24 protein-coding genes are annotated in these 23879 nt (G+C 35.1%); 10 read left to right on the top strand and 14 right to left on the bottom strand.

Features of this window, described 5'->3' with window-relative positions; translation table 11 throughout:
- Window positions 1–8: 8 nt before the first annotated feature.
- The 8 genes from porN to NCE97_RS06785 all read right to left on the bottom strand — a co-directional run bounded on the left by porN (window position 9) and on the right by NCE97_RS06785 (window position 9894).
- On the bottom strand, window positions 9–908 hold the full coding sequence (porN, locus tag NCE97_RS06750) for a type IX secretion system ring subunit PorN/GldN (protein ID WP_353778203.1): 900 nt from the start codon (window positions 906–908) through the stop codon (window positions 9–11).
- Between the two features lie 75 nt (window positions 909–983).
- Window positions 984–2561 carry a type IX secretion system motor protein PorM/GldM gene (gene porM, locus NCE97_RS06755; RefSeq protein ID WP_353778204.1) on the bottom strand — a complete coding sequence of 526 codons (1578 nt, stop codon included), beginning with the start codon at window positions 2559–2561 and terminating at the stop codon, window positions 984–986.
- Window positions 2562–2612: 51 nt separating this feature from the next.
- Entirely contained in the window at window positions 2613–3242 is a 630-nt protein-coding gene (gene porL / locus NCE97_RS06760; protein WP_353778205.1) for a type IX secretion system motor protein PorL/GldL, read from the bottom strand.
- An 85-nt stretch (window positions 3243–3327) separates the two neighbouring features.
- Window positions 3328–4677: a T9SS ring complex lipoprotein PorK/GldK gene (porK, locus tag NCE97_RS06765; protein WP_503065921.1), complete on the bottom strand. Its 1350-nt coding sequence runs from the start codon at window positions 4675–4677 to the stop codon at window positions 3328–3330.
- A 163-nt stretch (window positions 4678–4840) separates the two neighbouring features.
- Window positions 4841–6007, bottom strand: a complete 1167-nt coding sequence (locus tag NCE97_RS06770) for a formimidoylglutamase (protein WP_353778208.1) — start codon at window positions 6005–6007, stop codon at window positions 4841–4843.
- 6 nt (window positions 6008–6013) lie between these two features.
- Complete coding sequence (gene topA / locus NCE97_RS06775; protein ID WP_353778210.1) at window positions 6014–8500, bottom strand: type I DNA topoisomerase; 2487 nt, start codon at window positions 8498–8500, stop codon at window positions 6014–6016.
- A 117-nt stretch (window positions 8501–8617) separates the two neighbouring features.
- Entirely contained in the window at window positions 8618–9058 is a 441-nt protein-coding gene (locus NCE97_RS06780; RefSeq protein WP_353778212.1) for a hypothetical protein, read from the bottom strand.
- 62 nt (window positions 9059–9120) lie between these two features.
- Window positions 9121–9894: a hypothetical protein gene (locus NCE97_RS06785; protein WP_353778213.1), complete on the bottom strand. Its 774-nt coding sequence runs from the start codon at window positions 9892–9894 to the stop codon at window positions 9121–9123.
- A gap of 134 nt (window positions 9895–10028) precedes the next feature.
- Between NCE97_RS06785 and miaB the strand changes: the two genes are divergently transcribed.
- The 8 genes from miaB (at window position 10029) to groL (ending at window position 16905) form a co-directional block, all read left to right on the top strand.
- Entirely contained in the window at window positions 10029–11474 is a 1446-nt protein-coding gene (gene miaB, locus NCE97_RS06790; RefSeq protein WP_353778214.1) for a tRNA (N6-isopentenyl adenosine(37)-C2)-methylthiotransferase MiaB, read from the top strand.
- A 32-nt stretch (window positions 11475–11506) separates the two neighbouring features.
- Entirely contained in the window at window positions 11507–12775 is a 1269-nt protein-coding gene (locus NCE97_RS06795; protein ID WP_353778216.1) for a sigma-54 interaction domain-containing protein, read from the top strand.
- A 4-nt stretch (window positions 12776–12779) separates the two neighbouring features.
- Entirely contained in the window at window positions 12780–12980 is a 201-nt protein-coding gene (locus NCE97_RS06800; protein WP_353778217.1) for a hypothetical protein, read from the top strand.
- A complete protein-coding gene (locus tag NCE97_RS06805; RefSeq protein WP_353778218.1) occupies window positions 12980–13483 on the top strand; it encodes an LptE family protein in 504 nt (167 codons plus the stop codon). The genes NCE97_RS06800 and NCE97_RS06805 overlap by 1 nt, the downstream gene beginning before the upstream one ends.
- On the top strand, window positions 13483–14379 hold the full coding sequence (locus NCE97_RS06810; protein WP_353778220.1) for a DUF8458 domain-containing protein: 897 nt from the start codon (window positions 13483–13485) through the stop codon (window positions 14377–14379). Before NCE97_RS06805 ends, NCE97_RS06810 begins: the two co-directional genes overlap by 1 nt.
- Before the next feature lie 2 nt (window positions 14380–14381).
- Window positions 14382–14738, top strand: a complete 357-nt coding sequence (gene secG, locus NCE97_RS06815; RefSeq protein WP_353778221.1) for a preprotein translocase subunit SecG — start codon at window positions 14382–14384, stop codon at window positions 14736–14738.
- Between the two features lie 147 nt (window positions 14739–14885).
- A complete protein-coding gene (locus NCE97_RS06820; protein WP_353778222.1) occupies window positions 14886–15161 on the top strand; it encodes a co-chaperone GroES in 276 nt (91 codons plus the stop codon).
- Between the two features lie 112 nt (window positions 15162–15273).
- Window positions 15274–16905, top strand: a complete 1632-nt coding sequence (gene groL / locus NCE97_RS06825) for a chaperonin GroEL (RefSeq protein ID WP_353778223.1) — start codon at window positions 15274–15276, stop codon at window positions 16903–16905.
- Between the two features lie 109 nt (window positions 16906–17014).
- Here groL and NCE97_RS06830 read toward each other — a convergent pair whose 3' ends face one another.
- The 6 genes from NCE97_RS06830 to NCE97_RS06855 form a co-directional block, all read right to left on the bottom strand.
- On the bottom strand, window positions 17015–17908 hold the full coding sequence (locus NCE97_RS06830) for a hypothetical protein (protein ID WP_353778224.1): 894 nt from the start codon (window positions 17906–17908) through the stop codon (window positions 17015–17017).
- A 70-nt stretch (window positions 17909–17978) separates the two neighbouring features.
- Window positions 17979–20378, bottom strand: a complete 2400-nt coding sequence (locus tag NCE97_RS06835) for a protein-disulfide reductase DsbD family protein (protein WP_353778225.1) — start codon at window positions 20376–20378, stop codon at window positions 17979–17981.
- Between the two features lie 161 nt (window positions 20379–20539).
- Window positions 20540–20932, bottom strand: coding sequence for a rhodanese-like domain-containing protein (locus tag NCE97_RS06840; protein ID WP_353778226.1), 393 nt, complete (start codon window positions 20930–20932; stop codon window positions 20540–20542).
- Between the two features lie 11 nt (window positions 20933–20943).
- Window positions 20944–21258: a rhodanese-like domain-containing protein gene (locus NCE97_RS06845; protein WP_353778227.1), complete on the bottom strand. Its 315-nt coding sequence runs from the start codon at window positions 21256–21258 to the stop codon at window positions 20944–20946.
- A 102-nt stretch (window positions 21259–21360) separates the two neighbouring features.
- Window positions 21361–21975 (bottom strand): thioredoxin family protein, encoded by a 615-nt coding sequence (locus NCE97_RS06850; protein WP_353778228.1) that lies wholly within the window; start codon window positions 21973–21975, stop codon window positions 21361–21363.
- A 5-nt stretch (window positions 21976–21980) separates the two neighbouring features.
- Window positions 21981–22502, bottom strand: coding sequence for a TlpA disulfide reductase family protein (locus tag NCE97_RS06855; protein ID WP_353778229.1), 522 nt, complete (start codon window positions 22500–22502; stop codon window positions 21981–21983).
- Window positions 22503–22622: 120 nt separating this feature from the next.
- On the opposite strand from NCE97_RS06855, the gene NCE97_RS06860 reads away from it, so the two are divergent.
- Entirely contained in the window at window positions 22623–23075 is a 453-nt protein-coding gene (locus tag NCE97_RS06860) for a MarR family winged helix-turn-helix transcriptional regulator (RefSeq protein ID WP_353778231.1), read from the top strand.
- A 28-nt stretch (window positions 23076–23103) separates the two neighbouring features.
- On the top strand, window positions 23104–23673 hold the full coding sequence (locus NCE97_RS06865) for a YceI family protein (RefSeq protein WP_353778232.1): 570 nt from the start codon (window positions 23104–23106) through the stop codon (window positions 23671–23673).
- Window positions 23674–23879: the final 206 nt, after the last annotated feature.

Genomic DNA, 23879 nt, shown 5'->3' on the forward strand with positions numbered 1-23879 from the left:
AAGAATATCTAGTATTCCCACATGTCTTGTTCAAAGTTTCTGATCTTTTCTTTGATACGATCAGATTCTAATAATTGCATTAATGCATTATCCGAAATATATTCTCTTACTTCTCTATCTCCATATACATTTTCTTCTTTGTACATGTAACCATTAAAGCGTCTCGAGTTTAGGAGATGATCAAAGGAAAGCGGCACAGCACTATTCTTATTGTTGAATGCTTTCGCTTCGTGTAAAATCTCTCTAACTTCTGGATAGAATACCCAGAATAATGCGTTTGGTTGTTTGTTAGCTTCATCGTCAGAGTCAATAAAGTTTACGTCTGGAGCTGCAGGAGCAATTCCTAGTAATCTATACTTTAACTCACCTTGACGCTTATCAAAATACCAAAGCCCTTTAATTAAATACTCGCTTATATGATATGAATTGATATCTACTTTAGTAATATACTCAGGATCTACTCTACCCTCAGCATTAAATTGTTCGAAACCAATATCTAAAGTATCTACTTTAGACATAGACGCTTCAAGGTCTTTTAATGTACGCTCAGTAGTAAAGTAAGAATCGTCATATACTGTAGGTATCATTCCATCCTTAAGGTTAGTCATCAATACATCAAATAAAGAACGACGGTCTTTACCAATGTTATTGGTGTCTATAGGGAAGTATAACGGAAAGTTAACACGCTCGTCTAAGACAATCTTTTCCCAAGTCATTTTAGAGTATAGAATATCTCTATCATCAACGTAACCATATTCTAATGGCTCGCTATTATCTAAAAGCAACTGAGCTTCTGTTTTAAGACCTATCTCTTCTGGTATCTTTGCATTAAGAATATTTGATTGCGCAAATATTACTGCAAAACTGAAGAGCGCTAAAACACTAAGTGCAAATTTTTTAATATTCATCTTCTTAATTTTATTTGGGACTATGCCTCTTTTAACGTATTAATTTATTAACGCTATTTTCTTTAACTAATTATGTTAGTTACTCAATTCAACAAAAACTGGTGATACCGTTTTCAACCTGTAATTAGGGTTGTTGGTAATCTTAGCTTTAATGTCAAAGAATTGAATTCCATCTCCACGTCTTGCTTTACGTAAAGCAGCTTTAGCTTGGCTATTTAGACGTGTACCTGTACAAGCTACAGATGGTTGTCCAGGAACTTTGATTTTAAATGATGTCACAGCGATATCTAAATCGAAATCGAAATCATCTAAAACAGCTCCAACTCTACCAATCTCAACGTTGTTTCTTGGTAACTTAACAGTACCTTGTTGTCCGTTGATTGTACCTGTTGGCTTAGGAATATCTTTAATTCTGAATGTTTTTCTATCGCTAACCTTAGAACCATCGTCTAGAGTACCAGTTACATTAATTGTAACTTCTCTACCTGTTCCAGGGCGCATTTGGTATTTACCATTACCTACTCTTGTTAGACCTGCTGCATTTGCAACAACCTTGTTTTCTGGAACACCGGCAAATGAAATTGTCATCGGGTTAACTACACCACGATATACAACATTCATTTTATCAGCAGAAATTGTCGCAGAATTTGGTCTTGGCACCACAACATAATTTGCTGTATATGGTATTGTCAATTCTTCTCCCTTTTCTGTAAAAGTAAATGTACCTTTTACTTCGTGCTCTCCAACGTTTCCAGTTTTAAATTTAACTCTTGCATTACCTAATGAATCTATTGCACCGTCTTCGGATAAATTGATTTCATTACCATTAACTACAAGTTTATCTGGTGTAACGTTAGCATATTTTCCTAATACAACTTTACCTTGGAACTCTTCTCCTGCAAAGAATGCATTTTTGTCTGGAATTACTATAGATGTATAACTTCTAAGCGTAAATTCTTTCTCTAAAGAGTTTCCTAAGAATAAATTGTAAAGGTTAGCTTCTGTAGTCTTAACATCGTTTTGCATCGCTGTAAGCTTTGCGTAAGATGCAATTGCAGGGAAACCTTTAAAATTGTAATCCAAGTAACTAAGCTTAGCACCTTCTTCTGGCTTTACATCGCTAAGATCAAAACGCTTATCGAAGTTTAGAATTGCATCTCCATAAGACACATCGTCTCCTAATACTCCTTTTACGTCATCTTTGTATTTGTTGATGGCATCCATTACTGCTTGACCATCTTTAGTCAAACGGTCATCTGTAAACCATTTTTCATCTAGGTAATCTCCTTTATCCATTTCTTCAAAAGGTAATTTCCCAGTATCAGCATCTACTTCGTAGTTTCCACCACTTACAATATCTCTTTTTAGACCTTCTATATAATTATAGAAGCCATCAGATATCGCTTGAATTCTTTGTGCTTTTTGAGCTGGCACTCTAAATTCTTGTGGTCTCTCTTCTGCCTTTTGAGCAAGACCACTTAGTAAATTGGCGTTAGATGCAGCTGTTAATTCATTTGTATTTGAGAACTTTTCGTCCATAGAACCAAAAGCAGATAATACTTCTTTGGTCATGGTCATCGCGATCATCGCAATGAATACCAAATACATTAAGTTAATCATTTTCTGCCTTGCAGATAATTTTCCTCCTGCCATGTCTAATTAGTTTTTAAGATTAATTATTAATAATAAACTTGGTAAAACCAATTAGTTCTTGTTCATCGCAGAAAGCATTCCTCCGTAAACTCCGTTCAGAGACGATAAGTTAGAGGCAAGAGATTGCATTTGCTCTTTAAGTTTAGTAGCATTTTCAACAGCTTCTTCATTAATAGCAGCTTGTCTGTTAGCAGCTTCCATTTGTACTTTATAAAGGCTGTTTAATGATTCCATTTGTGCAGCAGCTAATGATAATTCTTCTCCATACTTCTTTTGAGCAGAGATAGAATCTACAGTAGGAGAAATTCCTTTAGCAGCACCTTCAAAGTTCTTGATGCTTTCACCAAGGCTTGCCATTAATTCTCCGTCTATTTTAGCTTCTTTAAGTAAGTTATCTAATTTTTTAGATAGCATACCTTCAGGATCTTTAGGCTCTTCTTTCTTCTTTCCTTTTGATTGTCCACCTGCTAATTCAGGGTACACTAAAGACCAATCTAAATCTGCTGATTGTCTTTCGAAAGCTGAATACGTGAATACCAATGCTTCAACGACCATACCAATAGTAAGGATAAGTGAACCATAAGGCCAGTGCTGAATTTTGAATAATGCACCAACGATTACGATTGCCGCTCCAAGTCCGTAGACCATGTTCGTTAAAGTTATGTTACCTTTCTGTGCCATAATTTTTTTGTTTTTTTAGTTTTAAGTTAATAATTGAATGAAAAAAAGTCGGTTATGATTTGGTTTTAGTTAAATCCGATTTTAATTATTGACCAATCGCATTAAGTGTTACTTCTGTTCCCATGTAATCTTGTACTGTTCTGAAACCAATGTAACTTCTTGCAGAATCTGCATATTCATAGTCTCTAGAACTTACTTGTAAGAAATAAGCAACATCTTTCCAAGATCCACCTCTAACAACTTTACGTTGATTATCTGGATCATTTACATTTGGATTGATCGTTGAAGAATATTCGTATGAAGAAGGGTCATAAGAACCATGTACCCATTCAGAAACGTTTCCAGCCATATTGTATAAGTTGAAATCGTTTGGCTCATAAGATTTAGCCTCTACAGTATATAATGCCTGATCGGCTGCGTAATCTCCTCTTAGAGGTTTAAAGTTTGCCATAAAACAACCTCTATCATTGTGTGCGTAAGGTCCACCCCATGGGTAAGTACCTCCTTGTAGACCACCTCTAGCAGCGTATTCCCACTCAGCTTCTGATGGAAGTCTGTACTTATTTACAGGTTGTCTACCTTTACTTTTTTGGTAACCATTGTGGTACAATGTTCTCCATTGACAAAACGCATTAGCTTGTTTCCAAGACACACCTACTACTGGATAATCTCCGTAAGCATCGTGCCAGAAATAGTCATTATGCATTGGCTCATTATAAGAATAAGCAAAGTCTCTAATCCATGCTGTAGTATCTGGATATACTTCTACTTCTTCTTTCTCAATAACCTCAGAACGTTTAAGGCTTCTGTCTTTAGCAGCCTTCTCAATGTCCATGTACGTATACTGGAACTTGAATTGCTTAACATCCCAAGTTCTTTGTCCATTGTAAGACTCTTCAAGTGGTAAGTACATGCCGTCCATAACTTCTGCATATAACTCATCTGGATACTCGTCAGTCTCAAAAATTAACTCTACGTCGTTATTGATTTTTCTTTGATCGTTTCCGTAAGTGTTGATCATGTAACTTTCGTATGGTGTTAGCTCGTCACCTTCTTCTGCATCTTTGTATGCAAAATCACCAATATCTCCATTTCCTGGAGTTTTTCCTTCTAAGTCAGCCAATTCTGCTAACTTAAGACGAAGTATAGAATCTCTTACCCAAAATACGAACTGACGATATTCGCTATTGGTAATCTCTGTTTCATCCATGTAGAATGCTCTAACAGTAGCTGTCTTAGTTGGTGCATCTTGTACACCAGCTAAATCATCATCAGATTTACCCATAATGAAGGCGCCACCTGGAACAAGTGTCATCCCGTAGGGCTTCTCTGGATGCCATTTTTTTCCTTTTACTCCTACTAGTTGACCACGGTCGCCAGAGTTACAACTAGCCACCATTGCTACAACAGCAGACAATAAAATTATCTTCTTAATGTTCATGAAACTCGAGGTTAAATTAGTTATCTTAAATTTTAAGGTCGTAAACATATCCATATATTTTCAAAAAAACAACTTTTTTAGCTTTTTTTTCGCACTTAATCCCAAAAAAAATGCATTTAATCGATAAAATTAAGTGTTAAAATTTCGTCGAAATGCACTAAAAACTATTCTTTTTGTACGCTTTATACCATCGATCCGGGATAGTGCCATTTGTCGCATCGATATAATCAGCATGCATGCAAGGTAATAACGTGTGCTTTTTTAATTTATTATTAACATTTGGCAAAAAAGGAATTTCTATCCACCAACGTCCAGTTTTTATACTCTTATAAAAAATCAAATCATCATCTTCAACAATAACATTGAACTTCTGATATTGATTTTCGTTCTTGAATTCATCGTCCTGTACTCTACAGTTAACACCTTCAACAAAATACCAAAGCATTTGTGCAATAAGCATGTCTGTTACTTCATCTTCTTGAGATACTTTATACTCATAAATTCCAAAACAACTCACTTTATTACTTATACCTGCGTATCTCGAAATAGCGCAAATCTCTTTACCATTCAATCCATTTGGAGAAAACTTTTGTCTTGAACCCAGTTCAGCTGCTCGTATCGATTTTAAATCAACACTTACAATATTAGCGTCTCTGAGCACAGGTTCTACTATAGTAATATCTTTCGACACCTCTCCTAACCTGTAAGCTTCAAAATAAAGACGATCCATTAAATCGATCTCTTCTTGTGGATTAAAAAAGGTTTGGTATCCTATCGTCGAATAGTTGAATAGGTTAAAGGGTTGTTCTAGTATAATCTTACCTAAATAACTATTGTTCTTTATAGGCTGAGCTGAATCGCCGAGATCAAAATTGGTGTCTACATTAACGACATTGACCATTGGCATTACATTATCATAGGCTCTGTAACAAGAATATGTAAGGTCTTGGCTTCCTCCAATAATTACAGGAATGATTTGCTTTTCCAATAATGCTGTTACAGCTTCTTTTAAAGCAAAGTAGGTGTCTTCTACAGATGCTCCTGGTAAGATATCTCCCAAGTCGGCTATTAGTGTAAACCAGTTCCCAGGAAATAATGCGTAAAAAGCTTTTCTGATAGCATCAAAATGAATATCGCTCCCTATATAGTTGACATCGTTACGGTGCTCTCTTACACCTATAATAGCAATATTAACGTCATCTAAGTCTGGAATTCCCTCTTGGGCAGAATGAATTTTTAATTGTCTTCCCAGCGCCTGTTGATGCAGCAACTCGTTGTGGGCAAGTACTGAATCTGAAACAGGAGAAAGAAAGTTAAAACTCATTTATTGTTATTTTTTTGCTTTAGTTTTTTTGCGTGTAGTTCTTTTCTTTGGTGCATTTTTTTCTAGAAGATCTTTGGCTTCTTCTAGAGTCATCTTGGATACATCTACTGTTTTGGCAAGTTCTACTTTTTGCTTACCCTTTATTACATTATGCCTTCCCCATCTAGCCTTTTCTACTCTAATACCTTCTTCTTCCCAACTGTGAACAAGCTTGTCTTTTTCTTTTTGAATTTTATCTTCTATCAATTCAATAATATCAGATTCAGATAGATTATCCCAATCATATTTTTTGTTGACATTGATAAACATGTTGTTCCATTTAATGAAAGGTCCAAAACGTCCCTTTCCTTTGGTAACATCTAATTCTTGATACTTATATATAGGTGCATCTGCTTTTTGCTTTTCTTTGATAAGCTCTATTGCCAAATCCATATCAACACTTAGTGCATCAACTCCTGTTGGAAGTGAAATGAATTTTTTACCAAACTTCACATAAGGTCCAAAACGACCATTGTTAACCTGAAGCATTTCGCCTTCGTATTCACCTAACTCTTTTGGCAACTGAAACAAATCCATTGCCTCTTCATAGGTAATGGTATTTAATTGCTGGTCTGGTGACAAACTTGCAAATAGAGGTTTTTCTTCTTCGTCAGCAGTTCCGATCTGTACCATTGGTCCAAAACGTCCTAATCGTACACTTACCTGTCGACCTGTCTTAGGATCTACACCAAGTATTCTTTCTCCTGATTCGCGTTGGGCATTTTCCTGAACATCTTCTACTTGTGGATGAAAGTCCTTATAGAAATCTTTCATCATAGAGGTCCAATCTTCCTTACCATCGGCTATATCATCAAAATCTTCTTCTACCTTGGCAGTAAAATTATAATCAAGTATCGTTTCAAAATGATTGACCAAGAAATCAGTTACAATCATTCCTATATCTGTAGGCACTAATTTCCCTTTATCTGAACCAACTTTTTCAGACAAGGTTTTGTCTGCAACATTGCCCTGTGAAAGTGTTAATTGTGAATACTTACGCTCTACACCTTCTACAGATCCTTTCTCAACATAGTTTCTATTCTGAATTGTAGAAATTGTTGGCGCATATGTAGACGGACGTCCAATACCTAATTCTTCTAGCTTCTTAACCAAAGATGCTTCTGTAAACCTATATGGTGGACGAGAGTAACGTTCTGTCGCAGTGATGTAGTTATTAGACAATGCTTCATTGACTTGCATCGCTGGCAACATCCCTTCTTGCTCTATGTTTTCTTCATCTGTACCTTCAAGATACACTTTTAAGAACCCATCGAAAGTAATAACCTCTCCATTAGCAGAGAACAATTCGTTATGCGTTGATGCTTTAATCTTTACATTGGTACGTTCTAATTTTGCTTCACTCATTTGAGAGGCAATAGCACGTTTCCAGATAAGCTCATATAACCTTGCTTGATCGCGATCTACATTTACTGTCTGTCTAGAAAAATCGGTAGGACGAATAGCTTCGTGAGCTTCTTGAGCGCCTTTAGATTTTCCTTTATAATTTCTTGGATTGCTATATTGAGAACCATAAGCTTGCTCAATTGCAGCCTGAGCTCCTTGTCGTGCTTCATCGGATAAATTCACACTATCCGTTCTCATATAAGTAATAAGACCAGCTTCGTATAAACGTTGTGCCATGGTCATGGTTTTACTTACTGAAAAATATAGCTTACGAGATGCCTCTTGTTGTAATGTTGATGTTGTAAATGGTGCAGAAGGTTGCTTCTTTGCAGGTTTCTTTTCTAAGTCTGAGACCTTAAACGACGCATTCGCATTAGACTCTAAAAACGTATAGGCTTCTTCTTTGGAAGCAAAAGTTTTAGGAAGTTTTGCTTTGAACGTCTGTCCTTTTTCATTTACAAATTGTGCATCAATTCTATAAGATGCTACTGGTTTGAAATTTTCAATCTCTCTTTCTCTCTCAACAATTAATCGAACAGATACCGATTGAACACGACCAGCAGACAATCCTCCTTTTACCTTTCTCCATAATACAGGAGAAAGTTCGTATCCTACAATTCTGTCTAGCACTCGTCTTGCTTGTTGAGCATCAACTAAATTGTAATCTATACCTCTTGGATTTTCGATCGCTTTCTTAATTGCAGACTTTGTAATCTCATGAAAAACGATACGCTTTATCTTGGACTTATCTAATTTTAAAGTCTCTGCCAAATGCCATGCAATTGCTTCTCCCTCTCGGTCCTCATCACTTGCTAACCATACAATTTCGGCATTCTTAGCTAAATCTTTAAGCTTTTTTACAACAGCTTTTTTGTCTTTAGAGACTTGATATTTTGGCTTAAAATCTCCCTCAACATCAACACCTAGCTCCTTGGAAGGCAAGTCTGCAATATGACCAAAACTCGACTCGACTTTAAAATCTTTTCCAAGAAATTTTTCGATGGTTTTTGCCTTCGCAGGTGACTCCACAATCACTAAATTCTTCGCCATAATTCAATTTTTAAGGGTACAAATGTAAACGATTTTTTTAAAAACTAAATTTGGATAAGGTTACCAATAAAAAAAGTCCCATAAAAAATGGGACTTATATAGCTAAAATTTTTCAGCTTAGTATTCATATAATAGATTCTCATTCCAACCTTCAACATTCAATAACACCTCCATCTCATTTTCTACTTGCAGATTAGAAATATCAAAGCTAATGTCCCTAGTAAATACTGCTAAGCAGGCTTCAGGATTAACAAGCTTCAACCTTAAAAATCGCTGTACTGGATCTGATTCGGCAATATCTCCAGAATCAACCAAGGTAAATTCCCAACTGCTTCCATCGCAACCAGATGACGAAATTGAAAGTCGTAAGCAATTTTCAGAAATACTAGCATCTTCAATAGAAAAGAATGCTGTTTCACCATTTGTGTAAACATCATTATCTATTAATGTGATGAGATCGCAATCATCAAAGAATATAATGTCATCATCGTCACAAGTCGTATTCAACAATAATAATGAGGCTATAATGCATAGCGAGAGTTTTTTGATTGATTTCATGATAGTAAGGTTGTTTACTATTTAGATGCATTACTCGTAGAATGGTTGCGTTAAAACTCTGATTATTCTTCTATATATCTGAATTCAATTTTGTCTTGATCATTATCATCAGAAAACCCTACGACTTCTTTATAAACAAAATAAAGGGGTAACATTACAAAAGAATATGTAACTATAGTACCTATTAAACACATAAGAAATCCGAAAATTATAGCTAAAACAAGTGTGACCATTACCAAACCAAAAGTAATTAACCATTTTTTATTTCCTAAATCAAATGCAATTCTAATTATATCTGATATACTTTTTTCTGGATTAAAAGCAAAGATTACATTAATAAATGCTAATGGAATCATAGCATATATTAAAGGAATGACACATAATAAGCTAGCTAATATTGAAATTCCAAAAACAGCAATACATAATTTAAACATCTTACTGAAATATCGCTTTTTAAAAAAATAAAAATAATCCTCTCGCTCCATAATATTCAGATCCTTGTGCATACAGATTCTATAAAAAGCAGCATAAAGAGCAAACTGCATAACCATTAATATCAGAGAAAGAAAGAGCATAATCAAAGACATTACAATCAACGCTAAAAAACCTAATTCTTCTAAACTACTCGAAGCTAATGAACCACTCAAAATACCAAAAAAAATCATAGGAATATAAGCCACAAAATATAATGGTATTGAAAGAACAATCATTAATAATCTAACGACCAAACCTTGCACCCAAACTTTCTTGAACAATTCTATTGAATCATTGAAAATATTACCGAAATCTAAAGCTTTAGCATTTTGAATCTTTTGCTGAATATCTTGTACGGACATGTTAAAATTTTTGGTTAGTTGATTCAAATGTAACTATAAAATTTGCATTAAAGCATATTCTGCCACTTTGTCATAAAATGCAAATTAATTGTATCTTTGCATGCTTATTGACACCGATAAGGTTCTAGAATACAATGGAAAAAATAATAGACGAAAATAAACAAGGAGAAAGCCTTGTTCTTGAAGCAAAAGAAGGTAACGAACGCAAACTTTTTATCGAAAGTTATGGTTGCCAAATGAATTTTAGTGATAGTGAGATTGTAGCTTCAATTCTTTCTAAAGAAGGCTTTAATACTACCCAAAACCTCGAGGATGCTGATTTGGTTTTGGTAAACACTTGTTCTATCAGAGATAAAGCAGAGCAAACTGTTCGCAAGCGCTTAGAAAAATACAATGCCGTAAAAAAGATCAACCCAAATATGAAAATTGGTGTTTTGGGCTGTATGGCAGAGCGCTTAAAAAGCAAGTTTCTTGAAGAAGAGAAAATGGTTGACCTCGTAGTCGGACCAGATGCCTATAAAGATCTTCCAAATCTAATTGCTGAAGTTGATGAAGGTAGAAATGCTGTAAATGTTATTCTTTCAAAAGAAGAAACTTATGGCGATATCGCTCCTGTGCGTTTGAATAGTAACGGAGTGACTGCTTTTGTATCAATTACTCGTGGTTGTGATAATATGTGTACATTTTGTGTAGTACCATTTACAAGAGGTCGCGAGCGTAGTAGAGATCCTCAAAGTATTATAGAAGAAGTTAATGATCTTTGGAACAAAGGCTTTAAAGAAGTGACGCTTCTTGGTCAGAATGTTGACAGTTACCTATGGTATGGTGGTGGCCTTAAAAAAGATTTCGTTAAGGCTTCAGATTTACAAAAAGCTACAGCAACCAATTTTGCGCAACTATTAGAGCTATGTGCTAAAGCTCAACCAAAAATGCGTTTCCGATTCTCTACATCCAATCCTCAGGATATGACGTTGGATGTCATTGAGTCAATGGCCAAATATGATAATATCTGTAATTATATTCATTTGCCAGTTCAGAGTGGTAGTAACCGTATTCTAAAGGAAATGAATCGTCAGCATACTAGAGAGGAATATTTTGAATTGATTGATAATATCAAACGATTAATTCCAGATTGTGCTATCTCTCAAGATATGATTGCTGGTTTCCCTACCGAAACTGAAGAAGATCACAAGGATACTTTGTCCTTGATGGAGTATGTAAAGTATGATTTCGGATTTATGTTTGCGTATTCTGAACGCCCAGGAACCATGGCTGCTAGAAAAATGGAAGATGATATTCCTGAAGATGTAAAGAAGCGACGCCTAAATGAAATTATACAGCTTCAACAAAGGCATAGTCTTTATAGAACACAAGAGCATCTTGGCAAAGTTGAAGAGGTATTGATTGAAAAGGCCTCTAAAAAATCTGACGCTCACTGGGCAGGACGAAATAGTCAAAACACTATGGTTGTTTTCCCAAAGGGAAACTATAAAATAGGTGATTTTGTCAATGTAAAAATAACCGATTGCACTAGTGCCACTTTAATTGGTGAGGCTGTGGGTTATAGTGATAACAATTAAAATATAAGATTCCTGTCTTTGCAGGAAATACTATGGAATCAGTACAAGCCATAAAACAACGTTTCGGTATCATAGGTAATGATGCCAAGCTCAATAGAGCTATAGAAAAAGCGATCCAAGTAGCACCAACAGATATTTCTGTGTTGGTGACTGGAGAGAGTGGTGTTGGTAAAGAAAGTATTCCTAAAATCATACATCAACTATCTCACAGAAAACATGGGAAATATATTGCAGTAAACTGTGGTGCCATTCCAGAAGGAACTATCGACAGTGAACTGTTTGGTCACGAAAAAGGTGCATTTACAGGAGCTACTCAAACCCGTTCTGGGTATTTCGAAGTCGCTGATGGTGGAACAATTTTCTTAGATGAAGTTGGAGAATTACCATTAACGACTCAAGTACGTTTATTACGTGTTTTAGAAAATGGAGAATTCATTAAAGTAGGTTCGAGTAAGGTTCAAAAAACTGATGTAAGGATTGTAGCTGCTACTAATGTCAACATGTTTGAAGCGATCAAGAAAGAAAAGTTTCGTGAAGACTTATACTATCGCTTAAGCACTGTCGAAATCAATCTCCCTCCTCTCAGAGACAGAAAAGAAGATATTCATTTATTATTCAGGAAGTTTGCAAGTGATTTTGCATTAAAATACAAAATGCCAACTATCAAGCTTACAGATGATGCAGTTTCAGTTTTATTAAAGCATCGTTGGAATGGTAATATTCGTCAGCTTAGAAATGTCGCTGAACAAATTTCAGTATTAGAACAAAACAGGACTATCAATGGCTCTACCTTCCAAAGCTATTTACCACACACTGGAAGTAACTTACCTGCTGTGGTGAATACAACTAAGTCTGAAAGTGATTTTAGTTCTGAACGTGAGATTCTTTACAAGGTCTTATTCGATATGAAAAGTGATCTCAATGACCTTAAGAAGTTGACTATGGAACTCATGAAGAATGGTAATGCAGGTGATGTTCAGAAAGAAAATGAAGGACTTATACAAAAGATTTATGGAGATGATGATGACACATCTCAAGATATGGAAGTATTAACAATACCCCAAGAATCTTCTCAACCTCATGTTGTTCCTGTCCCAGTTGAAGACGCGGAAATCACTGAAGATAAATATCATTTTGCTGAAGAAATTGAAGAAGAAGAAACGCTTTCTCTTCAAGATAAAGAGCTAGAACTCATCAAAAAATCTTTGGAGCGCCATAATGGAAAGCGTAAATTGGCTGCTGCAGAGCTAGGAATTAGCGAACGAACACTTTACAGAAAAATTAAACAATACGACCTCTAGTACTATGCCAAAAGCAGTAGAAATTTTTATGATCAGAAAGTCCTTTGGGAGAAACAGCTCTGAGAAGATACGTCAAGAAGCAGAAGATTTTGTGAACGAAAAACATTATCAAGGATATCGTTTAATTAATGTTGATTTTGATATCGCAGATAACAGAGGTTATATTTATGCGTTTATTACTATGAAACGTCCAAATACTTATTAATGAAACGACTTTTTTATTTCTTAGCAATCGTTTTTAGCTTTATCCTTACTGGATGTGGACCTTATTCGTTTACTGGAATTGGTGACCTTAACGCTGATACTTTTCAAGTCAATTACTTTCAGAATAATGCAGCTCTAATAGAACCAGGTTTAGACAGGGATTTTACATTAGCGCTTCAAGACTTAATACAAAATCAGACTAACCTAAGCTTGGTTAATTCTGGTGGAGATTTGATTTATGAAGGCGAAATAACTGAGTATCGCATCTCTCCAACAACAGCCACTGCAAATAACACAGCAGCGCAAAATAGGTTAACCATTTCTGTCAACGTAAGGTTCTTTAATACAAAAGATGAAGAGAAAGATTTTGAGCAACGGTTTTCTTTCTTCTATGATTTTGAGGGCAGTGCTCAACTCGTAGGTAGTGAAAGAGATACAGCCTTCGCAGAGATTTTTGAACGTCTTACCCAAGATATATTTAATAGATCATTAGCCAATTGGTAATGCAGATAGAGGATTTTACATACATACTTCAAAACCCACAGAATATCACTAAAACTCAAGTAGATGATATCTCCAAGGTTGTGTCGGATTATCCATATTTTCAGCCAGCCAGAGCATTATTACTCAAAGGCTTAAAGAATATTGAAAGTTTCAAGTACAATCAAGAGTTAAAAACTACAGCGGCCTACACTTCAGACCGAAGTATTTTATTCGATTATATCACTTCTGAAGCATTCAACCAGAATGAAATCTCTCAACAGATAAAGCAAAATTCAGAATACCTAAAAGATATTGTAGTCAATGAGCTTGATGATATTTCCGTAGAAAAAAGCGTAGCTATTGATCATGCTTTAAAGCAACAAATAAAAGATACTGAAGGTGTTTTGGATCCGGATTTATTTGAAAAGAAACCAACTGTAATTCCTATTGAAGAACGTGTAGATCCGATTATCAATATTGATATAGATAATATTACTCAATCTGCTGAAGAAGCCCTTAAAATTGGGCAGCCACTTGAGTTTAATAAGTCAGAAACACACTCCTTTACAGAGTGGTTAAAGATTACAAGCTTTAAACCTATTGTTCGAGAAGAAGAACCAAAAAAATCGGCTCCTATCGAAACCAAATTGGATACTATAGATAAGTTCTTGAGCGCAAATCCTAAGATAAAGCCTTCAAAAGAAACAACATCCAAACCACTTGTTTCAAACCAGCCAGATTCTGACAACGATGGCCTTATGACTGAAACTTTGGCAAGGATTTACTTAGAGCAAAAGAACTACGAAAAGGCCTTACAATCCTACAAAATATTAAGTTTGAAATATCCAGAAAAAAGTGGTTTCTTTGCAGACCAAATTAAAGCAATAAAAGAATTACAAGAAAAAAATAATATATAGAAATGACACAGTTTACAATATTCTTAATCCTTATCGTTATTGTTGCGTTTTTGTTGGTGGTTGTGATAATGGTACAAAACCCAAAAGGTGGTGGATTATCTTCTACTTTTGGAGGCGGTGGATCTCAACAAATCGGTGGTGTAAAACAAACTGGAGACTTTTTGGACAAAAGTACTTGGGCTTTAGCTACACTATTACTTGTTCTGATTTTGTTATCTAATGTAGCGATTGATGGTGCTGGTGGAACTACAGAATCTAAGGCACTTAACCAAGACGATACTACAACTTCAGCGCCTGCTCCGGCAAATACTAATACAACTGAAGATGCTGCAACTACAGCAAACGATTCAACAAAATAATAGTACTAAGCAAGACATTAATAAGGTCAACTTTAAAGAGTTGACCTTTTTTATTTCTGAAACTTTGTCAGTCCGATTCGGTTGGCACAATTTTCGAATAACGCTAAAGCGTTAAAACAAAATTCAATTAACTAAAAAATTATAAAAATGAGTGTAAACATTAGACCTTTAGCAGACAGAGTTCTTATAGAACCTATGGAGGCTGAAACTAAGACTGCTTCTGGAATTATCATCCCAGATAATGCCAAAGAAAAACCTCAAAAAGGAACCGTTGTTGCTGTTGGCACTGGTACAAAAGATGAACCAATGACAGTAAAAGAACACGATGTGGTTCTTTATGGAAAATACGCTGGAACCGAATTAAAATTAGACGGTAAAGATTACCTTATCATGCGCGAGAGTGACATTCTTGCAATTGTATAATATAGACCTGTCATTCCGCACGGACGCTGAGCGAAGTCGAAGCGCGATGCGGAATCCATAAAAATCAATTAAAATAAATTCCTGTCTTCGCAGGAATGACAAAAAAGTAAACATGGCAAAAGATATAAAATTTGATATTGAAGCACGCGACGGACTAAAACGTGGTGTGGATGCATTAGCAAATGCAGTAAAAGTAACACTTGGCCCTAAAGGTCGAAATGTAATTATTAGCAAATCATTTGGTGCACCTCAAGTGACTAAGGATGGAGTTTCTGTAGCTAAAGAAGTAGAGCTTGAAAATGAGCTTGAAAATATGGGAGCACAAATGGTTAAAGAAGTAGCTTCAAAAACCAATGATCTTGCAGGTGACGGAACAACTACTGCAACTGTATTAGCACAAGCTATTGTAAAAGAAGGACTAAAAAATGTAGCTGCAGGAGCTAACCCAATGGACCTTAAACGTGGTATCGACAAAGCAGTTGATGCTATCGTTTCAGATTTAGATAAACAATCTAAAAAAGTTGGTAACTCTTCAGAAAAAATTAAGCAAGTTGCTTCAATTTCGGCTAACAATGATGATACAATCGGAGAGCTAATCGCTACAGCTTTTGATAAGGTTGGTAAAGAAGGTGTAATTACTGTTGAAGAAGCTAAAGGAACAGATACTTATGTAGATGTTGTAGAAGGTATGCAGTTCGACAGAGGTTATTTATCGCCTTACTTCGTTACTGATGCAGACAAGATGATTGCTGATCTTGAAAATCCATATATTTTATTATTTGACAAGAAGATTTCTAACTTACAGGAAATCCTTCCTATCCTTGAGCCAGTAGCACAATCTGGACGTCCATTATTAATTATTGCTGAAGATGTTGAAGGACAAGCCTTAGCAACTTTAGTGGTAAATAAATTACGTGGTGGATTAAAAATTGCAGCTGTAAAAGCACCTGGATTTGGAGACAGACGTAAAGCTATGCTTGAAGATATTGCAATCCTTACTGGTGGAACTGTAATCTCTGAAGAGAGAGGTTTCTCTTTGGAAAATGCAGATCTTTCTATGTTGGGTACTGCTGAGTCTATAATGATCGACAAAGACAATACTACAATCGTAAACGGTAACGGGAAGTCTTCAGATATAAAAGCTAGAGTAAATCAAATAAAAGCTCAGATTGAAACTACGACGTCAGACTACGACAGAGAGAAATTACAAGAGCGTTTGGCTAAATTAGCTGGAGGTGTTGCTGTATTATATGTTGGTGCTGCTTCTGAAGTAGAAATGAAAGAAAAGAAAGATCGTGTCGATGACGCTTTACATGCAACAAGAGCTGCTGTTGAAGAAGGTATTGTTGCTGGTGGTGGTGTAGCTTTAGTAAGAGCTAAGAAAGTTCTTGAAAAGCTAGAAACAGAAAATCTAGACGAAACTACTGGTGTACAGATTGTAAACAAAGCCATTGAATCTCCTCTTAGAACCATTGTAGAAAATGCTGGTGGAGAAGGTTCTGTAGTTATCAATAAAGTTTTAGAAGGCAAAAAAGACTTTGGGTATGATGCTAAGAAAGAAGCTTACGTAGACATGCTTAAGGAAGGAATTATTGATCCTAAGAAAGTTACTCGTATTGCCTTAGAGAATGCAGCTTCTGTAGCTGGTATGATCTTAACAACTGAGTGTGCTTTAGTAGATATTAAAGAAGAAGCTCCGGCTGCAATGCCTCCAATGGGTGGTGGTATGCCTGGAATGATGTAGCAGCGACTCGCTGCTGACAGACTATTCGCTCTTATCTAAAGTGGTTAGTAGTGATGGTTTATACTAAAACAATAAAAAACGCTTCAATTAATGTTGAAGCGTTTTTTATTTACTCATATTGATATGTGAGTGTGCGATTGTGTTCCGACTCGAAGAACACTTTATTTTTAGTTTGCTTTGATAGCCTACCTCGTTCATCAAATTCGTATAAGACTTCTATAGAGACAGATTCACTATTATTTGATGCCAAAATAAAGCTGTATCCTGTAAGGTAATTGTTTCCAAGTTCAGCTAGTTGCTTAAAAGGATAATTTCCGCCTGCGATTAGCATAATGTTGTTTCTCCACTCACTACCAAATCTATATTTTTCTTTTTGATATGGTTCAGAAGCCAATTCATCCGAATATGTAAAAGTTGCTGTACCATCATAATTATCTCCATATCCTGAGATTTGGAATGTCGCTAGATTTCCATTCTCGTAAGTCGCTTCCCAAATATTTGCACTATTAGAATCCTGAGACTTCATAATACGATTTTCATTATCAAGTGTAAATATATCTACATCTTGATATGTGATTTCCCCCATAAGATCATAACCAGTTTTGCTTACCAAAATCTGGTTGCCTGCATATTCAGCCTCTAATTGATAGGAAAGAAATTCCAAACCATTATCTAGTGTATAATTAAACAATGTAGTAAGTCTTCCACTCGCATCATAAACATAACTTGTATTGGCTAACAACTCATTGTTATTATCGTAGATCTCCTCTGAAACCATCAAGCCATTACTAAAGCTATTGACAGAATACGAATCGTTAGAATAAATGATTTCACTATTAAGAGAATTATTAATAATAAATGTCGTAATAGCGTCGCCTTGATCATCTATATTGAAAGCTTGAGTTATTGAAATCAGATCTTCAGAGGCTGGATCTTGGACAATTACAGGCTCATTATTGCAGGCCAAAAAGAATACAGATAGCAGAGGTAGTATGATTTTCATCGTTGCAAGAGAATTGGTTAATTTCTCTAAAAAGCCACAACAACCAAGCCAAACCTAAAACCTATGTTAATTATTTATTGAAGTTCTCCAATCCTTTTTTCAACCAATCAAAATACTCATCAGCATTTGGTGTATAGGCAGTAGTATGATTTAGCATTTCCATATCACTATTCACCAAGACATAAAATGGTTGCGAATTATTCTGGAAGTTTATCGTTTGTAACGTAGCCCACTTATCTCCGATAGTCTTAATTCGCTTTTTATTTCCGTTAGGTTTTATGTAATCAAATTGCTCTTCCTCTGGTAATTCTTTTCTATCGTCAACATATAAAGAGATGATGATATAATTATCCAGTAGCATGTTATAAATCTTAGATTTACTCCAAACCTGCTCTTCCATCTTTCGGCAATTAACACAAGCCCAACCTGTAAAATCTAACATAATAGGTTTGTTAGCTGCTTTTGCTGCGGCTATACCTTCGTCTAAATCTTTATAGCAATTGAGATCCAAAGGACACTCCGATTGTTTTTCATAAATACTATAAAACATTGGTGGTGGAAATCCACTAAGCAATTTCAAATTAGCATACTTAGTATTTGTAACTCCTGGCAATAGATAAATTACAAAAGCGATGAAAAGAATGGCTGTCGTAATTCTTCCTTTACCTAACTTTTGAAGCGGTCCATCATGTGGAAATTTGATCTTTCCAAATAGGTATAGTATAAGACCAATACCAATAATAATCCAGAGTCCTATAAATATTTCACGTTTTAGTAATCCCCAGTGTTCAACCAAATCTGCATTGGATAAAAACTTAAGTGCTAAAGCTAACTCAAGGAATCCTAATACAACTTTTACTGTATTTAACCAGCCTCCAGATTTAGGAAGCGAATTCAGCCACTTAGGGAACATTGCAAATAAACTAAATGGAAGTGCTAAGGCTAATCCAAAACCACTCATTCCTAAGGATAATTGTGTCGCGCCACTATCTGTACCTAGTGAGCTCCCTAACAACGTTCCTAAAATAGGACCAGTACAAGAGAAAGACACAATAGCCAAAGTAATTGCCATAAAGAAAATACCTATAATCCCTCCTATACTATTAGCTTTACTATCTAATGCATTACTCCACGAAGCAGGTAACGTTAGTTCATAATAACCAAAGAATGAAAATGCGAAAGCGATGAATATGACAAAGAAAATTATATTCAATGTTACATTCGTGGATATATTATTTAAAATTTCCGGATCTGCTGAGTCCAATAAATGAAATGGCAAACTCAATAGGAAGTAGATCAAGAAAATGAAAAACCCGTACAATACGGAATTGAATATTCCTTTCTTGTTATCTCCTGCACTTTTAGTAAAGAATGAAACCGTTAAAGGAATCATTGGGAACACACATGGTGTTAATAATGCAATAAATCCTCCTAAAAAGCCAAGAAAGAAAATCGTTAAGTTACTCTTTTTCTTTATATCAGCTTGCTCGTATTTATCTCTTCCGCCAATGTTTAAGTCCAGAGCATCCGATTTTCTTAGACTCTCTTCATTGACATTAGTATTTGTAGTTGCAATGCTTTTCCCATCTAGACTAAGCTTGAATGTTTGATCATCCATAATACACTTTTCGTCATTGCAAACCGCATAACTTACCTCTACATCTACGGATTCAAAATCCTTATTTAATGTTTTTATTTTTTGTGTAAATGTTGCTTTATCACTAAAGTACTTTACATCAACTTCAAAGATTTTATCGAATACATAATCGACTTCAGGCTCAGAAGTTTTACCAATAAGCTCATAATTACCAGAACTGTTTGCGAAAATAAACTCCGTTGGAATTGGGCCTTCTACTTCTTCTTGAGAATACAAGTGCCATCCTCTATCTATAGTTGCAGTAAATTGAATTTCATATTCATCTTCCGATATCTTTGTCAGCGTATTATCCCAGGTTACTGGCTGTAAAAAGCCCTGATTGTCGTCATTTCCAAAAATTGAATTGGTATCAGTACTCTCTTCAGTATTTAAAGCAAATTCTAATACCGTTACATCAGGAGGTAAGCATTTTTCATCATCACATACCATAAACTCTACCTCACCTTTTACAAGAGACAGCTCGCTATTCAATACTTTGATGCGTTGCCTAAACTCAGCCTTGTTAGAGAAATACTTAATGCGCATCTGAAATACAGGATCGTCAACCTCCTCACCTTCCGATTCGGTAGTCTTACCGATTGACTCAAAATCCGAATTAGTTTCATAGCTAAATGTTGTGGCTACTGGACCTCCTTCAGGTACATTTTGAGAATATAAATGCCACCCAGAGTCTATCGTGGCTGTAGAAATTAAATCGTATTCATTATCCGAAATCTTTTCTACTGAAGTGCTCCAATCTACGGGTTCAAAGATTTGTGCACTCAATGAAAAAGATGACCATAAAAAAACAAAGAGATAAAAAAGGTTTTTCATGAATAGTGTTTGTGGTTAGCAAATGTAACTATTGACTTTGACAATACTTTTAAAGCTTTGCTAAAATAAAAAAAGCAATGCATTATTAGTCTCATCTTGTAAATATGCATTACAAAAAAAGCCGAGCAAAATGCTCGGCTTCAAATATATTAATGTTTAAGTTAGGATTTTACTTTTATTTCCAACCCCTTATGTTTCCATTTAGAGATGCCACCATCGAGGTCGTATATTTTCACAAAACCAGCTTCTTTCAGCTTTTTAGCGCATTTCGCACTGCGTCCACCAGACTTGCAGTATAAAACAACAGGTTTAGTTTTATCTAGTTTTGTGATATCTTCTTCGAAAGTAGGTGAATTAAAATCTATATTCTGAGAATGAGCGATATATCCTTCTTCATGCTCTTCAGGAGTTCTAACATCTACCAATTGAATATCTTCTAATTCAATTAGTGTTTGCATTTCTTCGGGCGACACTATTTTGACCTCACCCTTTTTTTCGTCGGTGCAGCTTGCCAGCAGGAGCATACAGCATAGCATTAAGAATAGTCGTTTCATATGTTGATTTGTTAGATTGATGAAATCTCACCTCTCCATTTTGAAAACCCTCCAACTAAATTATAAGCATTTTCAAAACCTAATTGATTCATAATAGAACAGGCTTGACCACTTCTCCCTCCAGCTTTACAATAGACATAATAATTCTTTGTTTTGTCTAGTTGCTCTACTTTGTCTAAAAACTCCTGTCCTTTATAGATATCTATATGAATGGCATTGGGGATAATCCCTCTTTCAACTTCTTCCAAAGTTCTAACGTCCAAAACCATTGCATTATTATCGGAATGTAATTGTTTTGTCCAATCTTCTTGACTTAAATCGGCCATTTTACTGAATTTAATTAAACAAAATTAACATTTCCTTATGATATAGACGAAAAAAAACCCGAAGTGTTACAGTCTTCGGGTTCTTTTTTTAAAGTTTGCTCTTTATACTTTGATAGAGCAACCTATAGCTCTAGTTTTTGTAGTTCTTATTTCTTTTCCAATCATAAGTGCATCAACTGCATCTTCAACATATTTTTCTTTAACCTTGTTTGCATCCTTATAGTTATCATCTATTGCACCAATGTATTGTACTACATTACCTTTATCTGTCTTTTCCAGTACATACACGTGTGGTGTCTTAGTAGCACCATATTGAGGGTATATCTTCTGTCCTTTATCAATCAAATAAGGAAATGTAAATCCTTTTTCTTGTGCTCTTTTCATCATAAACTTTAAATCGTCTTTTGGTTTCACTTGAGTATTGTTTGGCATAATGGCCACAACTGGATAACCCTGGTCTGCATATTTTTTGTTTAATGCTTCTATCCTATCTTCATAAGCAACTGCATAAGGGCAAGTATTGCATGTAAAGATTACAATAAAGCCTTTGGCTTCTTTAAAATCCGCTAGAGAGACCATCTTACCGTCTATATTTTGAAGTTCAAAATCAGTAGCTATATCACCAATATCATAACCTCCACCACCATTAGAAATAGGTGTAAATGCCGTTAACGAAAAAATTGCAACTAGTGCAAAAAGTGTTTTAAGTGTTTTCATGGTTTTTATTTAATAAATTGTTGTAATTCGTGGTTTAATTCTTCATAGTTAAAGGATTGCTCATAGAATTTTCGCTTCTCCTCATTATATATTATTGTTGCTGGAATAGCTCCAGACCAACTCTCATTAATTGCAGGAATCCAAGTGTTTTGGTCGACATCATCAAATGCTATCACCCGAGATTTCAAGTTTTTGTCTTTTATAAACGGTTTCAATTTAGACTCGTACTTCCTAGGAAAGTCTAAACTCACCAAAAGTACTTCTACTCCTTTGTCTTTGTAGTTAGTATTCAACTGTTCAAAATAAGGCAACTCTTTAACACAAGGTGCACACCATGTAGCCCAAAAGTTAACCACATAAGTTTTTCCATCAGTTTTGTTTAGATAAGGTTTTAGCCCTTCAAAATCTACAACAACCAACTCCTCATTGATTTCAACATTGTTAACTGATGCTAAGGGCTCTTCTTGTTTTGGTTCATTTTTACACGAAAAAACAATACAAAGGATGACTAACAAAACATATCTCATACGCTAAAATTAATGCTCAATATACTTTGCTATTTAATTTTTAACAAAAAATTATCTATTGAATTGGTGAACAAACTGAAATAACTTCTATATTTGTCACTACAATTGTTGTATATACAAATGTCTATAGAAAACGAAATAAAAAGTACAGTTGCCTTAGCTCCTAACCTAAAGGCTATTCTCAATTTGATATATACCAACAATTGGTTAAAAGAGCAACAGATACGATTATTTAAAGAGTATGATCTATCTGCAGAACAGTATAATGTCCTTAGAATACTGAGAGGTCAAAAGGGGAATCCTGCTAACCTAAGTACAATCCAGGAACGAATGCTGAATAAGATGAGTAATACAACAAGGCTCATAGACAAATTATTATCTAAAGATTTAGTATCCAGGCATACTTGCCCTTCTAACAGAAGAAAGATTGAAATATACATAACTGCTAAAGGTCTAGATTTATTAAAGACTTTGGATCCTGTAACAGACAATGCCAATAAACAGATTACTAAAAACTTAAGTGAGGCAGAACTCACCCAACTTAGTAATTTGCTAGATAAAATAAGAACATAAACAAACCATTACTAATAATTACAACATCATGAAAAACAGAATTTTTAAAACATCATTATTATCATTCTTTGTACTATCTCTAGTAGCATTTACAAGTAAGTACGAGAAGACAGTAAAAGTAAAAGACAGTAAAATCACTTGGGTTGGTCATAAAGTTACTGGTAAGCACGAAGGCACAATTACCTTAAAGCAAGGTGTCTTAGTTTTTGAAAAAGACAAGCTTACTGGTGGAAATTTTATAATAGACATGACAACAATCAACACCACTGACTTGGATGGTGGTATGAAAGGAAAACTAGACGGTCACCTAAAATCTGCCGACTTTTTCGGTGTAGATAAGCATCCAACAGCTACATTAAGCTTTACACAAGTTGATAGTAAAGGAAGCGATTATATTGTCTCTGCTGATCTTACCATTAAGGGCATCACTAACCCAGTTAAGTTTAAACTGGCTATGGAAGGCAACAAAGCCAAAGCAGATTTTAAAGTAGATAGAACAAAATACGATATTAAGTATGGTTCTGCTAGTTTTTTCGACGGATTAAAAGACAGAGCCATCTATGACGAATTTGACTTAAGTGTAACCTTAGTGTTTTAGTATTTAAAATTGATTAATAGCACATTAAGTCACAGATTCCTGCCAATTGGCAGGAATCTTTTATTTTTTATCTATTTTATTTGAAATATTTGTTGGGTTGTCTATATTTGAAACTCAAATGAAAAATCAAACAGTACATACTTGGTGGTGGAATTCTCGAAACACAAATTTCGTGAGGTAGTCCATTATAGTATTTTAAACATATA

This window comes from Winogradskyella sp. 3972H.M.0a.05, from assembly GCF_040493455.1.
GTDB lineage: Bacteria > Bacteroidota > Bacteroidia > Flavobacteriales > Flavobacteriaceae > Microcosmobacter.

Bases quoted from the DNA above. Each gene is read 5' to 3' on its own strand.
- NCE97_RS06810 (WP_353778220.1), top strand. From the start codon at position 13,483: ATGCAGATAGAGGATTTTACATACATACTTCAAAACCCACAGAATATC.
- NCE97_RS06855 (WP_353778229.1), bottom strand. From the start codon at position 22,502: ATGAGATATGTTTTGTTAGTCATCCTTTGTATTGTTTTTTCGTGTAAA.
- secG (WP_353778221.1), top strand. From the start codon at position 14,382: ATGACACAGTTTACAATATTCTTAATCCTTATCGTTATTGTTGCGTTT.
- topA (WP_353778210.1), bottom strand. From the start codon at position 8,500: ATGGCGAAGAATTTAGTGATTGTGGAGTCACCTGCGAAGGCAAAAACC.
- NCE97_RS06780 (WP_353778212.1), bottom strand. From the start codon at position 9,058: ATGAAATCAATCAAAAAACTCTCGCTATGCATTATAGCCTCATTATTA.
- NCE97_RS06860 (WP_353778231.1), top strand. From the start codon at position 22,623: ATGTCTATAGAAAACGAAATAAAAAGTACAGTTGCCTTAGCTCCTAAC.
- porM (WP_353778204.1), bottom strand. From the start codon at position 2,561: ATGGCAGGAGGAAAATTATCTGCAAGGCAGAAAATGATTAACTTAATG.
- NCE97_RS06865 (WP_353778232.1), top strand. From the start codon at position 23,104: ATGAAAAACAGAATTTTTAAAACATCATTATTATCATTCTTTGTACTA.
- NCE97_RS06820 (WP_353778222.1), top strand. From the start codon at position 14,886: ATGAGTGTAAACATTAGACCTTTAGCAGACAGAGTTCTTATAGAACCT.
- groL (WP_353778223.1), top strand. From the start codon at position 15,274: ATGGCAAAAGATATAAAATTTGATATTGAAGCACGCGACGGACTAAAA.
- NCE97_RS06785 (WP_353778213.1), bottom strand. From the start codon at position 9,894: ATGTCCGTACAAGATATTCAGCAAAAGATTCAAAATGCTAAAGCTTTA.
- NCE97_RS06800 (WP_353778217.1), top strand. From the start codon at position 12,780: ATGCCAAAAGCAGTAGAAATTTTTATGATCAGAAAGTCCTTTGGGAGA.
- NCE97_RS06845 (WP_353778227.1), bottom strand. From the start codon at position 21,258: ATGGCCGATTTAAGTCAAGAAGATTGGACAAAACAATTACATTCCGAT.
- miaB (WP_353778214.1), top strand. From the start codon at position 10,029: ATGGAAAAAATAATAGACGAAAATAAACAAGGAGAAAGCCTTGTTCTT.
- NCE97_RS06830 (WP_353778224.1), bottom strand. From the start codon at position 17,908: ATGAAAATCATACTACCTCTGCTATCTGTATTCTTTTTGGCCTGCAAT.
- porN (WP_353778203.1), bottom strand. From the start codon at position 908: ATGAATATTAAAAAATTTGCACTTAGTGTTTTAGCGCTCTTCAGTTTT.
- porL (WP_353778205.1), bottom strand. From the start codon at position 3,242: ATGGCACAGAAAGGTAACATAACTTTAACGAACATGGTCTACGGACTT.
- NCE97_RS06850 (WP_353778228.1), bottom strand. From the start codon at position 21,975: ATGAAAACACTTAAAACACTTTTTGCACTAGTTGCAATTTTTTCGTTA.
- NCE97_RS06835 (WP_353778225.1), bottom strand. From the start codon at position 20,378: ATGAAAAACCTTTTTTATCTCTTTGTTTTTTTATGGTCATCTTTTTCA.
- NCE97_RS06805 (WP_353778218.1), top strand. From the start codon at position 12,980: ATGAAACGACTTTTTTATTTCTTAGCAATCGTTTTTAGCTTTATCCTT.
- NCE97_RS06795 (WP_353778216.1), top strand. From the start codon at position 11,507: ATGGAATCAGTACAAGCCATAAAACAACGTTTCGGTATCATAGGTAAT.
- NCE97_RS06840 (WP_353778226.1), bottom strand. From the start codon at position 20,932: ATGAAACGACTATTCTTAATGCTATGCTGTATGCTCCTGCTGGCAAGC.
- NCE97_RS06770 (WP_353778208.1), bottom strand. From the start codon at position 6,007: ATGAGTTTTAACTTTCTTTCTCCTGTTTCAGATTCAGTACTTGCCCAC.